The sequence below is a fragment of the Paraburkholderia sp. D1E genome, from assembly GCF_052682275.1.
In genome coordinates this window covers 3,413,878-3,427,688 of the sequence record NZ_JBQYMB010000001.1, presented here as the reverse complement: position 1 = coordinate 3,427,688, position 13,811 = coordinate 3,413,878, and the positions used below count along the sequence as shown (strand labels likewise).

The window sequence follows — 13,811 nt, the reverse complement described above, 5'->3', positions numbered from 1 at the left end:
CGCGCGAAAGGCTTCGCGAACAACGAACAGCCACGCAATAACCGCTAGGAAACGGTCAGCGTGCCGCCAGCCTTAACGGCGACGGAATTGCGAATTGCGTGCGCCGCCGCCACCGGTGGCGCGCTCGTCTTTGTGACGGAAGTTGATCCGGCCTTTGGTCAGATCGTAGACCGACAGTTCCAGCGTCACGCGGTCACCCGCGAGAATACGGATATGGTTCTTGCGCATGCGTCCGGACGCGTAAGCGCCAACCACGACGCCGTTGTCGAGCGTCACGCGGTAACGGCTATCCGGAAGTACTTCGTCGACGATACCGTCAAGTTCAAGCAGTTCTTCTTTCGCCATGCATAACTCCTGGTCGATGGGATAAGTGGGTGTTGGCCGCGCAGCTAAGCGTGGCGCAACATCTGATACGGTTGACAGTTGGCTTTCAGGCCAGCTGCGCTGCGGTAACAGCCGATTCGCTGATAGTACCGCTCAAAGATCGGCGACGGACTGGCCGTCTACACGGCCGTCGATCAATTGCTCGGCGTGGGCCATGCACGCAATGCGCGCCTTGCCCGTGCCGTCGAACGGAAACAGATACTGCAGGCGGAACACACGCCCGTCGGCAGCCGGATTGGCGCCCACGCGGCAAATGCGCACCGACGCGTCGTAACCTGCGTCCGGATTGCGGCTCGTCTGACCGTCCGCCGGACGGCGCGGATAGACGAGCGGGTGAATTTCGTAACCCTTGTACGTCTTGACAACTGAATTCATGAAGCATGGTCCTGTATTACGTGGCCCCCGTGTCACGCGTGTTACGCGCGGCACAACAGGCCCGGCTGCACAGCACCTTGGGGCGCGCAGCCATGGAAAAAAGGTTGGCACAGGCCCGATGGCAAGGGCATGAGCGCGGCCGCGCAAAATCGCGGATTCGATGGAGAAGAAACGCGCTGATGTCGCGCAGACATCGGGCGCGTAAATGAACCACTCAGCTGCACAACTCGCGACGGCGAATGCAGGCGGCGCATTGCCGGAGTGACGGGATCGCCGACAGGCAGCGGTCGAACAGTCGGGGGTGGTGCGGAGACGCCGATTGATACTGCCTTGTACTGCCGGTGCTTCGGATGCGGAATACAGCTATTCCAATATGATGCACTAAATGGGGCTAATTGGATAGCAAAAACTTCCGCGCGCGGGCAAATCGCCCGGCCGGTGGGGCTTTTAGCAGGAAAGGGCTGCCGCGAACGGCGCGCCGGGGTATGACCGGCACCCCGTGTGTGAGGGAGCGCCGTGACGGCGAAGGCGGGTGCGCTTCAGCGGGTGGTTTCGGCGACGCGCTTCTGCAGTTCGCGTGAAGCGGCGAGCGGAATGCGCGCATCATCCCAGCCGGCAAGCCATTCGACTTCCTTCGACGTAAAAATCTGCCCGTGATTGCGCAGCGTGTACTGCAACGAATCGATGATGTGATTGCGAATGATTTCCGGCGTGCCCTCGTCATCGAGCACGGCGCGAAACGCTTCGAGCGTGGCCATCTGCTGCTCCGTGAAATAGTTGCTTCTTTTATCGCACGAAAAAAAAGCGCTCGCCAAGCAGACAAAATTCGTTGTGTGCGGATGCAACAACCGGAATGTGCGGGCAGCACGCTGCGGAGCTTCCATCAAAGCCCTGCGCGCGATGCGGCCCCGCACTAAAATGGACGCTGCGCTATCGCCGTGCCGTCGCGGTCGCCGCTACCGATTGGGGTCGTTACAATGGCGAGTTGCAGCGCGTGGCTGCCCGGCATCGTTATGCTTGTCTCGCCCGCCGGTCATAACCTTGGCACCCCTCCTGGCCCACTTGGGCAAAAGCGGCGCCGCATCCCTCGAACACAGCGATTTCTCAATGCGCAAGACCACCGTCTCTCCTGTGAAAGACCTGCTGCTGAACCGCTACGCACCTATTGCAGACGGCATCGCTGCGCTGTTCTATCCGTGCGCCGAAGTCGTGATTCACGACCTGCGCGATCAGACGATCGCGTATCTCGTGAATAACCTGTCGAAGCTCGAAGTCGGCGGCCCTTCGGTGCTCGATGAAGTCCACTACGCGGCGCGCGGCCAGACGATCGGGCCGTACGAGAAGCTCAATTGGGACGGTCGCCGCATGCGCTGCGTGAGCAACATCCTGTTTGACGACGAGGGCAAGCCGGCCGGCATGCTGTGCATCAACTTCAACATCGCGGTGTTCGAAGATGTGCGCGCCACGCTCGATCTGTTCATCAAGGGCGGCAATCTGACGGACGCGCCTGCGGAGGAACTGTTCCGCGACGATTGGCAGGACCGCATCAACACGTTCCTGCACACCTGGCTGCGCGAGCGGCAAATCGGCATCAATGCCCTCACGCGCGAACACAAGCGGGAAATCGTCGAGGCGTTGCACGCGCAAGGTGCGTTTCGCGGCCGCAGTTCCGCGAACTATGTCGCCGCGGTACTGACAATGGGGCGCGCCACCGTCTACAAGATTCTGAAGCAGATGAAAGAGGGCGGCTGACGGTCCTCAGATCGCACTGGAGCCCCCCGCGCCGCATTAGCGTGGCCTGTTCGCCGCGCCTTCGGCCTCGGCGCGCAGGCGTTCTTCCTGGGCTCGCAACTCGGGTGTCAGTTCCGCGCCGAAATCATCAGCCTCGAACAGTGGACGAATTTCGATCTCGGAATCGCCGATCATAAGATTGGGGCAGCGCCTGACCCATTCGACCGCTTCTTCCATCGACTTGACTTGCCACAGCCAGAACCCCGCGACGAGTTCCTTGGTCTCCGTGAACGGACCGTCGATCACGGTTCGCTGGCTGCCTGAGAAGCGCACCCGTTTGCCTTTTGCGCTCGGGTGCAAGCCCTCGCCCGCGAGCATCACGCCTGCTTTCACGAGTTCTTCATTGAAGTTGCCCATTGCTGCAAGCAGTTCCGTGCCGGGCAATGCGCCGGCCTCTGAATCGCTTGTAGCCTTCACCATTACCATGACGCGCATTGTCACTCTCCTTGATTGAGTTGTTGAAGCCGCACCGTCCCGAAGCCGGTTCAGGATCTACGGGGGCTCTTACATGACGACGAATCGGGATGCTGGAAATCGACATTGTCGCCAGAAAACTTGGCGCAACTACGTGCCACCGTTTTGGCACGAGGCGAAAAAACTGCCGATGGCGGCAGCGTAAGCCTGTGTCAGTGATCTTCTGCGAGCCGGCGGGAGTTTAGAATGACAGTCGCAACAAAACCACGTGCTCTGCTTCGGAGAACGTCGGCCCGCTTAAAAAATTCCGTTGATCGGGACAGGAGTAGTTGAATGGTGCGTTATCGACACTACAAAGGCGGCATTTACGAACTGGTTTGCGAGGCCACGCTGGAGTCCGATCCGACGGTCACGATGATCGTCTACAAAGCCAGCAATGGTACGATCTGGACGCGTCCGGCTTCGGTGTTTTTCGAGTTGGTCGAAGTTGACGGCGCCAAAGTGCCGCGCTTCGCACCGATCAATTAGGCGGGGGCGTTCAAGCGATCGCAAGCGTGATCGCGCCCAATGAACGGGTACTGCCAGGTCAATACAAACAGGAAATCTGAATGCGTCTATTGCTTGCCATCATTCTGCCGTGGTTTCAGTTCTTCACGATCGGCCGGCCGTTCGCCGGCATCATCTGCCTGCTCCTGCAAATCACGCTGATCGGCTGGATTCCGGCCGCGATCTGGTCGGTGTATGCGTTGAGCCAGTACACCACCGACAAGAAAATCGCCCGGGCAATGGGCAGCGGCCGTTAAGGTTGAATGCGAGGTCGTGCGCCGGGCTGCGGCAACTCAAGCGCGTCCGGCGCTTCGATCACCACATCGGTTTCCGCGATCGCCACACACGGCAGGATAAAGCCTTCAGCCTTTTCCTCCTTGCTCAAACCGGGCCACTCGATGGTGTAGGAAACAGAGCCGCTGATTAGGCGGCAAATGCACGTTCGGCACGTACCGTTGCGGCACGAGCGCGGCAGGCGCAGATTCGCAAAGCCGGCGGCTTCGAGAATCGTGAGCGAATCGGGCGCTTCGAAACTTTGGCCGAGCGGCTCGATGCGGACGAGAGGCGGGCGGGTGGAGTCGGACATCGTGTGAGCGGGTGACGGATTGCGCCATACTTTACACGCTGCGCAACGCGCTCACGGCACGGCGCCGAATGTCTGGGCCTCAGCGTTGGCTGGTTGATACGTTGTGGGTCAATGTGTTGTGCCCCCACGCCGCAGATACCGATACACCGTATTTCGCGCCAGCCCCAACTCGCGTGCCGCCGCCGACACATTCCCGTCGAGTCGCGCGAGCGTTTGCACGATCAGCGTGGCCTGCCAATCTTCCATCCGGGCGGGTGACCCATTCACAGGCGCGGCCGCTTTTTCGCACCCATCACTGCTATTGCCGTTGCCTGAAAGCGCCACGGGCAGTTGGGTGCTTTCGTCGACCGGCGCATCCTCGCAGTCCTGCAGGAAATCCTCCGGCAAATCCTCGAGTTCGATCTGCTCGGCGCCTTCGGCCATGATGCTTGCGGTGCGCAGCACGTTAGCCAATTGCCGCAGATTGCCCGGCCAGCGGCATTGCGCAAACCGTTCCAGCACCTCATCGGACACGCGGCGCGGCAAACGCTCCCCGTCCGGCTGCAATTCCAGCATGCGCCCGACGAGCGCTGCCAGATCGCTACGCTCGCGCAGCGCCGGCAAGGTGACGACGAGGCCGTTGATCCGGTAATACAGGTCGTCGCGGAAGGTGCCGGCTTCGATCATCGCGCGCAGATTGCGGTGGGTTGCGCAGACGATGCGCAGATCGACCGGAATCCCTCGCGTGCCACCGAGCGGCACGACCATGCGTTCCTGCAGCACGCGCATCAGGCGCACTTGCTGCGCGAGCGGCATATCGCCGATTTCGTCGAGAAAAAGCGTACCGCCATCGGCCTGCACGATCTTGCCGACGCTGCCGCGTTTCCTGGCGCCAGTGAACGCGCCGTCTTCATAACCGAACAACTCTGCTTCGATCAGCGTGTCGGGCAACGATGCGCAATTCAGCGCGATGAAGGGCGCGGCCCGCCGCGGCGAGTCGTGATGTATCGCGCGGGCGAGCCACTCCTTGCCGGTGCCGGTTTTGCCGAGTACGAGAATGGGAATATCGCGTCCGCGCAGCTTGGCGACACGCCGCAAGATCGCAGAGACTTGCGCGTCGCCCGTATCGAGCGTTTCAAGTGTAGCGAGGGGCGCCGCTTCGCAGGGCCGGGCCGCGGCACGCGCGCCGTTCGAAGTGGACGTACGCGCCGAGTCAAAAAAGCCTTCTGCTGAAGCAGCCGAAGCAACATAGCGAGGCGCCGCAAACTCGCCGCGTGCGACCACGCGCACACCGCTGGGTAGCGTCAGCACGATGCTTTCGCCTGGTGCGCGGGCGATCTGCTGCAACACCCTGGCAAAGGCGATGCCGAACAGTGCGTCGAACGGTTGCCGGACCAGATCGGCGAGCGGTTGACCGAATTGAAACAGCGCGCTGCGATTCGCGGACAGAAAAGTGCCGTCCGGCGCAAAAGCGGCGAGCCCTTCGTACAGCGTGCCGATGAATTCTGCACGCGCGTGAAAGTGGATGCGAATAGCGTCGACGAATTGATTGGAGAACAGATGATTTTCGATCATCTGCGCCGACATCCGCACCAGCGCGAGCGTGTGCTTGTGGAAGCCGCGCGTGTCGCCGCTGACATCGAGTGCGCCAATGGTGCGCCCGAACGGATCCGCGATAGGCGCGCACGAACAGGTGAGGATCTGGTTCGCGTGCAGGAAATGCTCGCCGGCGTGCACGACGGTCGGTTGCCCGTCGATCAGAGCCGTGCCGATCGCGTTCGTGCCGCGATCCGCTTCGGCCCATGACACGCCCGGACACAACGCCACGCGATTGGCTTTTTCGACGAAATCGCTATCCCCGAGACTGTGGAGAATCACGCCGTGATTGTCGGTGAGCAGCACCATGCTTTGCGTGTCGACGATCTGCGCGTGCAACGTCTCCATGACAGGGAGCGCGTGGGTATAGAGCGACTGATTACGATCGACGAGCTCACGCAGCGCAAGGCGGCGCAGCGGATGAAAGTCCGGCGTTTCCGACGCACGCAGGCCGACTTCGAGCGAGCGGGCATGAGCTTGCGCGATGACATCTGGCCGACCGATGGTGGGCGGTGTGGCAGGACGATGGATCAAGGCATGTCTCCGGTTATCGGACCCGGCGGGTGCGTTGCCCGCCGTTACGTTCCGCAGCGCAACATATGCGTCTGCAGCCGAACACCGATATTACAGGACGAAACAGGACCCCGGCGAAAGCCGCGCGGCGGCGAAAAACAGCGTCGCCCTGAAGGGGCAGAGCGCCCAAAAATACCGCGTCGGGCACCAAAATCGAGCAAACAAAAAGGAAAACTTGCGCAGCGCCCGAACTCGTCTACAGTAAATCAAATCACCTCCGCGCGGTGCGAGCTGTACCGCCGTCGGCGTCGGCAGGTGACGACCCCGCGCCACCAGCATCCGACAAGGAGGAAGCAGCGCTGCGAGTGCGACCAGACTCAATCAGCGTGCGCAGTACCAATCGACCATGCGCAGCACCAAACCTTTAGGTGAACTCCCATGCAGATCCTATTCCCGAACGAAACTCCTGAATATTCAGGTCGCGAACTTACCTTGGCGTTCCCGGCGATGGTTGATGGGCTAAGGGTGGAGTGCATGATCACGGCCGAGGCGCTGGAAGATCACTTTGGTGCCGCATCGCCGCGTCTGGAGGACATGGTCGGCGCATTCGACGCGCACCGGACCCGGATCGAAGCAGCGACGAGACGTCTGCTATCGGAAACGAGGGCGCAATGCCTGGTGCTGAGGAGCGGCTACGTGCGTTTCTATGAGGCGAACTGGCGCAACTAAGCGTGCCCCGCGCGGTGGAGCGAATCCGCGCGGCTGTAAGTAAGATTCTGCGAGCGCAAGCGCCAATGCCGCATGCGCCAAAGGCTGGCAGTGGGTCAAATAGCTGATTAAATCATCCGCCGCAGCGTCCGATCCTTGAACACCACGTGATGCGCAATCGCCGCAAGCGCGTGCAATCCGATTACCCAGTAAAACGCATTGCCAAGCCACTCATGCACCGTCTTGAGCAATGGCCGTGCAATCGGATCCGCGCCGATCAGGGTGTAATTGAGGTTGACCCAGGCCAGCGTCACCGGATGCCCACCGGCATTGATCATCAGGATGCCGAGCAGCGGCTGCGCGAAGATAAAAATGTACAGGGCGAGATGTGCGGCCCGCGCCAGAAACGCGAACAGCCGGTTGCCTTCGATTTCCGCGGGCGCGCCGGCCCATAGCCGCCATACCAGGCGCAGAACCGATAGTCCCAGCACCAGCGTACCGGCCCAGAAATGCACGCTGCTCCAGAAGGCCCGGCTGTCGGAACCTTTCGGTCCGCGTATTTCGATTGCCAGATAAGCGAGCGCGACCAGCAGAAAGATCGCCCAGTGGAAGACGATGGCGGGCGTCGTATAACGGTCCGAGGCGCGGCTGTAGGGCGACATGCAGGAAACTCCTGTGACCAGTTCGTTGGTTTTTATCAATCATCGGATGATAAAGGGTGCCCGACCGAAACGGGCGCCTTCAATAAAACGATTGTTGATCCAGACCGAACCGTGGCCAAACATGGCGACGCTGCCACAGTGTTTTCAGCGGGGCCGCGACGCGTGGCGTGACACGGTGATGACCATCGCCACGCTACGTTTTGTCCCGTGCTTTTTCGTCACGCGCAGCCGTGCTTATTCGCTGCCGAGGTAGAAATACCGGAACAGGAAAATCGCCGCGATGATCCACACCACCAGTTTCACTTTACGCGCCTGCCCGGTCAGCAGTTTCAGGCCGGCATACGAGATGAAACCGAACGCGACGCCATTGGCGATCGAGTAGGTGAACGGCATCAACAGTGCGGTCAATGCGGCCGGCACGACTTCGGTGGCGTCGTCCCACGGCAGATCGAGCATTTCGCGCAGCATCAGACACGACACGTACAGCAGGGCCGGCGCAGTCGCATAGCCGGGCACCACGCCGGCCAGCGGCGCGAAAAACAGCGCCAGGAGGAACAGCACGGCGACGGTGATCGCCGTCACGCCCGTGCGGCCGCCGGCCTGCACGCCCGACGCGCTTTCGATATACGCCGTGGTCGAGGACGTGCCCAGCATCGAGCCGGCAAGAATCGCGGTGCTGTCGGCGAGCAGCGCGCGGTTCAGCCGGTGCATCTTGCCTTCGACCAGCAGCCCGGCACGATTGGCCACGCCCATCAGCGTGCCGGTCGCGTCGAACAGTTCGACGAGGAAGAACACCAGGATTACGTTCAGCACGCCGCTGGAGAGCGCGCCGCGAATGTCGAGCTGGAACAGCGTCGGCGTGATCGACGGCGGCGCGGAGACGATGCCGTGGAACTGATTGCCGCCGAAGAAAAAGCTCAGCACCGTTACGCCGACAATGCCGATCAGGATCGCGCCGCGCACCCGCAGATAGTCGAGGGTGACGATCGCGAAAAAGCCGATCACGGCGAGGACCACGTGCGGGTTGTGCAGATCGCCGAGCGTGACGAGTGTGGCGGGATTGCCGACCACCACCCCGGCCGACTTCAGCGAAATGATCGCGAGAAAGAGGCCGATACCACCGGTGATGGCAATGCGTATCGAGTGTGGAATGCCGTTGACGATCACTTCGCGCACGCGAAACAGCGTGACGATCATGAACAGGCAACCGGAGATGAACACCGCGCCGAGCGCGGCTTGCCACGTGAAGCCCATGCCTTTGACGACGGTGTAGGCAAAGTACGCGTTCAGGCCCATGCCGGGCGCGAGCGCGATCGGGTAATTGGCGTAGAGACCCATGATCAGCGAGGCCAGCGCGGCCACAATGCAGGTCGCGACGAACACCGCGTCTTTCGGCATGCCGGCGTCGCCGAGAATCGCCGGGTTGACGAAGATGATGTAGGCCATCGTCAGGAAGGTGGTGAGCCCGGCGAGCACCTCGGTGCGCAGGTTGGTGCCGGCGGCTTCGAAGCCGAAGTATCGTTTTATGGAGTCCATGAGGCGGGTCTCTTGTTGTTCAAAAAGCGTTTCTTGTGGTTGATACGGGCTATGCGCAGCAAATAAACCGGCGGATGTGCCGTCCGACACGGCACCGGTCCACCACGCGGCCAAGCCTACCGGCGGATTGTAATCATGATTGGTGGCGGCGAACCAACCGTATTGCGTGACTCTGGGGTTTGCCGAAGGGGCGAGATGATACCTTGCCTGCGCGCGGGGCGGAGCGGCAAGCAAATTTACGATGTGGCGGCGAACGGCGAACGGCGAACGGCGAACGGCGAACGGCGAACGGCGAACGGCGAACGGCGAACGGCGAACGGCGAACGGCGAACGGCGAACGGCGAACGGCGAACGGCGAACGGCGAACGGCGAACAGCGAACGGCGAACAGCGAACGGCGAACAGCGGGGTTTTGGGGGAGTGGGGAAAGGTGAAGCCAGGCGGGCAGGCGGCGGGAGAGCCAGGTAACTCTAGTGCGCGAATGTGCGGGCATGCAAGGCCGGCGTCGCTCGCGACCGTTGCCGTCGCGGCTAGCCGGCCTGCCGCACCAGGCCAGAAACGACTACTGCGTCATACTCCCACCCATTTGCTGCGCCCGCCGCGCGGCGACGATGCGGCCCGCGCGTTGTGCGTTGTCCGGATAGTCGATCCAGTCGAGCGGATCGTAGCCGGCGGCGCGCCATTCGGCCAGATCGGCCTTCACCTGAGCACGCGTTAGCGGCGCCGACGGGTCGTAAGGCCGCGAAGTCTGTGCAAACGCGGTACTCATACTCACAGCGGCTAACAGCGCGCCGAGTCCAACTAAAGAAACGATCTTCATGATTAGCTCCTGTGGAGCGGTTAAAAACAACCCCTATATTTTAGTTTTCGCATGCATTTCGAGTAAGTCGCCTGAAGGTAATGCACCGTTTCATCCAGCGATCCAATGTGGCCCCAACTGAACCGGCGCGATCCCCGGTTCAGGAGGGCGACGGTTTGCTGAAGCGATCCAGCACCGCGCTCAGCAGATCGATCGGCAGCGGAAATACGATCGTCGAATTCTTGTCGGCGGCAATCGTCGTGAGGGTTTGCAGATAGCGCAACTGCATCGCCTGCGGCTGTTTCGAGAGGGTCTGCGCCGCTTCCAGCAGATGCTGAGAGGCCTGCAACTCGCCTTGCGCGTGAATCACCTTGGCGCGCCGTTCGCGCTCCGCTTCGGCCTGACGGGCGATCGCGCGGATCATCGTTTCGTTGATGTCCACATGCTTGATCTCGACGATCGACACCTTGATGCCCCACGCGTCGGTCTGCGCGTCCAGCACCTTCTGGATATCGGCGTTCAGTTGCTCGCGGTCGGCGAGCAGTTCGTCGAGTTCGTGCTTGCCGAGTACCGAGCGCAGCGTGGTTTGCGACAACTGGCTGGTCGCATCGAAATAACGCGCCACCTGAATCACCGCTTTTTCCGGATCGACCACACGGAAATACACCACCGCGTTGACCTTCACCGAAACGTTGTCGCGCGTAATCACGTCTTGCGGCGGCACGTCGAATACGACGGTGCGCAGATCCATGCGCACCGCCTGCTGCACGACCGGAATGATCAGGACCAACCCCGGCCCCTTGACCTTCCAGAAGCGCCCGAGCATGAACACCACGCCGCGTTCGTACTCACGAAAAATCCGTATCGATGAAGCAATCAACGCAGCCACCAGCAGAATCAGAATGCTGCTGAAGCCAAATGTGAAACCGATCATGAGCGTTCTCCTTGTTGTAGTGCTTCCGCGGGCACCACGGTCAGCGTCAGTCCGCGCCGCGCTGTGACGCGCACCGCGTGACCGGCCGCGACCGGGGCCGTGCTGGACACCCGCCAGCGTTCGCCATGTACCCGAGCCCAGCCCGCCAGCGTGCCGCCCGCTGTTGCGTCTGCCGTTGCGTCCCCCTGCAGCAGGGCGCCGTCCGGCAACAGGCCACCGTCGAGCACGACGCCGAGACTGCCGATCAGCCCTTCCGAGCCGGTCACCACGGGCCAGCGTCGCGCCCGCAACGCGAGTCTCGACACGCCGAATACGAACACGACACTGAACACGACCACGGCCGCGATCAGGGGCAACGGAATGCCATAGCCCGGCACGTCGGTATCGATCAGCATCAGTGCGCCGATCACGAACGCGACCACACCGCCGAAGCCGAGCGAGCCGAAGGTCGGCAGAAACGCCTCGCCGATCAGGAACGCAATGCCCAGAAAGATCAGGCCGAGCCCGACGTAGTTCACCGGCAGCATCTGCATCGCGAAGAGTCCCATCAGCAGGCTGATGGCGCCGACCACACCGGGCAGCACGAAACCCGGATTGGCGAATTCAAAGAAGAGGCCGTACATGCCGATCATCAGCAGAACCAGTGCCACGTTCGGATCCGTGATGACGGCGAGGAACTGGCTGCGCCAGTCGGCTTCCAGCGTGACCACCGGTGCGTTGGCGGTGTTGAGTTTGACGTCGCCGCGGCTCGTGCTGATCGTGCGGCCGTTTACCTGGCGCAACAGGTCGGGAATGTCGCGCGCATTCAGATCGACCACATGCTGCGCGAGCGCTTCGCTGGCCGACAGGCTGACAGCTTCGCGCACCGCGCGCTCGGCCCAGTCTGCGTTGCGTCCGCGCATTTGCGCGAGGCCGCGGATGTAGGCGGCCGCGTCGTGGACCTGCTTGCGCAGTTCGGTCGATTGGGTGTCGAGCGGAAGGGCGGCGCTGGGCGCGGTCGCGGACGAACTGGCTGAGCTCACCGAACCGGCTGAGGCAGACCCGGCGGGCTCGTTCTTTTGGGCGCCAGCGCCGCTTCCGCTTCCCGTGCCCGGCAGGCCCGGCATCCCGCCGCCGCCCGCAGGCGGCTCCGCACCGCCGATGCCCATCTGGATCGGCGTCGCCGCGCCGAGATTAGTGCCCGGGGCCATCGCCGCAATGTGGCTGGCGTAGACGATATAGGTGCCGGCGCTCGCCGCTCGCGCGCCACTCGGGGCGATAAAGGTGGCGACCGGCACCGGCGAGCCGAGAATCGCCTTGATGATCTGCCGCATCGACGTATCCAGGCCACCGGGCGTATCGAGTTGCAGCACGGCGAGTTGCGCACGATCGTCGGCGGCGCGCTGCAGGCTGCGCACGATGAAATCGGCGCTGGCCGGACTGATTGCGCCGTTTACCGGGATCACGACAACGCTATTCGGCGCGGCGGCGGCCTCGGCGACCCAGGCCTGCGGCGTGTTTTCGCACAACGCGAATCCAAATGCCAAAAGCACGCCGAACGCGGTCATGCCGCGCATCAACCGGACCACGCCTCGGCCACGGATAAGCGCCGGGCGCGGACCAGACTGCCGGAACGGGAGACGTGGAAACGTGCTCATCGCTGACGGCTGCCGCGTCATGCCGACGGGTATCGGCCGACGCGGGCCGATACCCCAAAAAAGGCTGGCCTGCTGCTTACAGCTTAGTCCGATTCCGTGCGACGCGTGAAATCCGCACGCGCCGGCCGGTAATCGCCCGGCCGCATGCCGGTCCACTTGCGAAACGCGCGATGAAACGCGCTCGGCTCGGCAAAACCCACCGCGGTGGCGATGTCGGCGATCGTGCGGTCGGTGTCCTGCAGCTCGCCGATTGCGATGTCGCGCCGCAGGTCGTCCTTGATTGACTGATACGTATAGCCTTCCTGCTTCAGACGCCGCCGCATCGTCGCTTCGGCGACGTGCAGGCGCTCCGCCATCTGATCGGCGGCGGGCCAGCCGGCCATCGGCAGCGCGCGCAGCATCTTGCGCACCCGGGCCGCAAGCGAGCCGGGATTGCGGTATTTGACGATGAAGCTGCCGGGCGCATCGCGCAGGAACGGCTTGACCGACTTCGTGGTCTGGATCACCGGCAGGTCGAGAAACGCCGGCGACAGATCGACGTACGACCCGGTTTGATCGAACGTCATGTCGTCGCAGAACATCAGGCGGTATTCATGCGCGGCAGGCGGCTCGGCGCAGCGAAAGCGCGCCTCGATCAATGGGATGCGCCGTCCGACCAGCCAGCACAGCAGGCCGTAGACGACGATAAAGTAGGTCGCATAAGCGAACATGGCCGGCGGCTTTGTGCCCTCGCGCTCGACGAACCTGAGCCGTACCCGCTGCGCATCCGTCTCGATCTGTGCGCCAAGATCGTCCAGCACGAGCCGCATGAAACCGACCGCCCGCGCGAGCGCTTGCGCGCCGTTACGCGCAGTCAGCGCCATCTGTGTCATCGCGATGAAGCTGCCGCTTTTCATACGATGCGAGTCCTGGCCGAAGAACTCGTCATCCAGCGCGCGGGCGATGCCGGCCCACAGCGCGCCGTATTGCGCCGACGAGACCCGGCTTTTCGGCGACGCCAGCATTGTCGCCGCAATGCCGGCGGCTTCGGCGAGCGGCAGCGCCTCGAACCCACGCACTCGCGCCAGGGCGAGGGCCTCTTCGACGAGACTGACGGAAATCGTGCCCCTGTCGCTCTTGGTGTTTTTCAGGTTTTTCATGGCTATCTGGCAAATGCGCTCAACATTTTCCTTATGGCGATTCGCTAAGCCTTTGAAAATGTGGCATGAGTCATGGCTCCATGATACCGGTATGGTAAATACGCTCAACCAGAATGATCGGGCTGAGCATCGAAGCTGTCCGGCCGCTTCCCTACACTTGGCATGAACCGATCGCGGGACGGATCGCCCGAAGACACCACGGCGAGGCCGACC

Annotated in this window: 16 protein-coding genes; 4 read left to right on the top strand and 12 right to left on the bottom strand. The window is 62.4% G+C overall.

The features are described from left to right. Nucleotides 1–72: 72 nt before the first annotated feature. The 3 genes from infA to ACUN0E_RS15410 all read right to left on the bottom strand — a co-directional run bounded on the left by infA (nucleotide 73) and on the right by ACUN0E_RS15410 (nucleotide 1,517). Nucleotides 73–345 (bottom strand): translation initiation factor IF-1, encoded by a 273-nt coding sequence (gene infA, locus ACUN0E_RS15420; RefSeq protein WP_007177610.1) that lies wholly within the window; start codon nucleotides 343–345, stop codon nucleotides 73–75. A gap of 132 nt (nucleotides 346–477) precedes the next feature. Then, nucleotides 478–759 (bottom strand): hypothetical protein, encoded by a 282-nt coding sequence (locus tag ACUN0E_RS15415; RefSeq protein WP_035557986.1) that lies wholly within the window; start codon nucleotides 757–759, stop codon nucleotides 478–480. Nucleotides 760–1,298: 539 nt separating this feature from the next. Further along, nucleotides 1,299–1,517 (bottom strand): hypothetical protein, encoded by a 219-nt coding sequence (locus ACUN0E_RS15410; protein WP_028194708.1) that lies wholly within the window; start codon nucleotides 1,515–1,517, stop codon nucleotides 1,299–1,301. Between the two features lie 349 nt (nucleotides 1,518–1,866). Between ACUN0E_RS15410 and ACUN0E_RS15405 the strand changes: the two genes are divergently transcribed. Continuing rightward, complete coding sequence (locus ACUN0E_RS15405; RefSeq protein ID WP_408226908.1) at nucleotides 1,867–2,511, top strand: helix-turn-helix transcriptional regulator; 645 nt, start codon at nucleotides 1,867–1,869, stop codon at nucleotides 2,509–2,511. Between the two features lie 36 nt (nucleotides 2,512–2,547). Here the strand turns inward: ACUN0E_RS15405 and ACUN0E_RS15400 are convergent, their stop codons facing one another. Beyond that, on the bottom strand, nucleotides 2,548–2,985 hold the full coding sequence (locus ACUN0E_RS15400) for a YciI family protein (RefSeq protein WP_445567146.1): 438 nt from the start codon (nucleotides 2,983–2,985) through the stop codon (nucleotides 2,548–2,550). Between the two features lie 312 nt (nucleotides 2,986–3,297). Here ACUN0E_RS15400 and ACUN0E_RS15395 point away from each other — a divergent pair, with 312 nt between their 5' ends. After that, nucleotides 3,298–3,492 (top strand): DUF1653 domain-containing protein, encoded by a 195-nt coding sequence (locus tag ACUN0E_RS15395; RefSeq protein ID WP_408226914.1) that lies wholly within the window; start codon nucleotides 3,298–3,300, stop codon nucleotides 3,490–3,492. An 80-nt stretch (nucleotides 3,493–3,572) separates the two neighbouring features. Then, nucleotides 3,573–3,767: a YqaE/Pmp3 family membrane protein gene (locus ACUN0E_RS15390; protein WP_445567145.1), complete on the top strand. Its 195-nt coding sequence runs from the start codon at nucleotides 3,573–3,575 to the stop codon at nucleotides 3,765–3,767. Here ACUN0E_RS15390 and ACUN0E_RS15385 read toward each other — a convergent pair. Next, nucleotides 3,764–4,096 carry a 2Fe-2S iron-sulfur cluster-binding protein gene (locus ACUN0E_RS15385; protein WP_408226917.1) on the bottom strand — a complete coding sequence of 111 codons (333 nt, stop codon included), beginning with the start codon at nucleotides 4,094–4,096 and terminating at the stop codon, nucleotides 3,764–3,766. The genes ACUN0E_RS15390 and ACUN0E_RS15385 overlap by 4 nt on opposite strands. Before the next feature lie 108 nt (nucleotides 4,097–4,204). Next, complete coding sequence (locus ACUN0E_RS15380) at nucleotides 4,205–6,205, bottom strand: sigma-54-dependent Fis family transcriptional regulator (protein ID WP_445567144.1); 2,001 nt, start codon at nucleotides 6,203–6,205, stop codon at nucleotides 4,205–4,207. A 417-nt stretch (nucleotides 6,206–6,622) separates the two neighbouring features. On the opposite strand from ACUN0E_RS15380, the gene ACUN0E_RS15375 reads away from it, so the two are divergent. Further along, a complete protein-coding gene (locus ACUN0E_RS15375; RefSeq protein ID WP_325046338.1) occupies nucleotides 6,623–6,913 on the top strand; it encodes a DUF1488 family protein in 291 nt (96 codons plus the stop codon). Nucleotides 6,914–7,020: 107 nt separating this feature from the next. Here the strand turns inward: ACUN0E_RS15375 and ACUN0E_RS15370 are convergent, their stop codons facing one another. From ACUN0E_RS15370 to ACUN0E_RS15345, 6 genes are all read right to left on the bottom strand, one after another. Beyond that, on the bottom strand, nucleotides 7,021–7,554 hold the full coding sequence (locus tag ACUN0E_RS15370) for a cytochrome b (RefSeq protein ID WP_445567143.1): 534 nt from the start codon (nucleotides 7,552–7,554) through the stop codon (nucleotides 7,021–7,023). A 234-nt stretch (nucleotides 7,555–7,788) separates the two neighbouring features. Further along, a complete protein-coding gene (locus tag ACUN0E_RS15365) occupies nucleotides 7,789–9,090 on the bottom strand; it encodes an NCS2 family permease (RefSeq protein WP_408226926.1) in 1,302 nt (433 codons plus the stop codon). Nucleotides 9,091–9,651: 561 nt separating this feature from the next. Then, nucleotides 9,652–9,909, bottom strand: coding sequence for a DUF4148 domain-containing protein (locus tag ACUN0E_RS15360; RefSeq protein WP_408226929.1), 258 nt, complete (start codon nucleotides 9,907–9,909; stop codon nucleotides 9,652–9,654). Nucleotides 9,910–10,048: 139 nt separating this feature from the next. Then, nucleotides 10,049–10,822: a slipin family protein gene (locus tag ACUN0E_RS15355; RefSeq protein ID WP_445567142.1), complete on the bottom strand. Its 774-nt coding sequence runs from the start codon at nucleotides 10,820–10,822 to the stop codon at nucleotides 10,049–10,051. Next, nucleotides 10,819–12,459, bottom strand: coding sequence for an NfeD family protein (locus tag ACUN0E_RS15350; protein ID WP_445567141.1), 1,641 nt, complete (start codon nucleotides 12,457–12,459; stop codon nucleotides 10,819–10,821). Before ACUN0E_RS15350 ends, ACUN0E_RS15355 begins: the two co-directional genes overlap by 4 nt. An 83-nt stretch (nucleotides 12,460–12,542) precedes the next feature. After that, on the bottom strand, nucleotides 12,543–13,598 hold the full coding sequence (locus ACUN0E_RS15345; protein ID WP_445567140.1) for an AraC family transcriptional regulator: 1,056 nt from the start codon (nucleotides 13,596–13,598) through the stop codon (nucleotides 12,543–12,545). Between the last annotated feature and the right edge of the window lie 213 nt (nucleotides 13,599–13,811).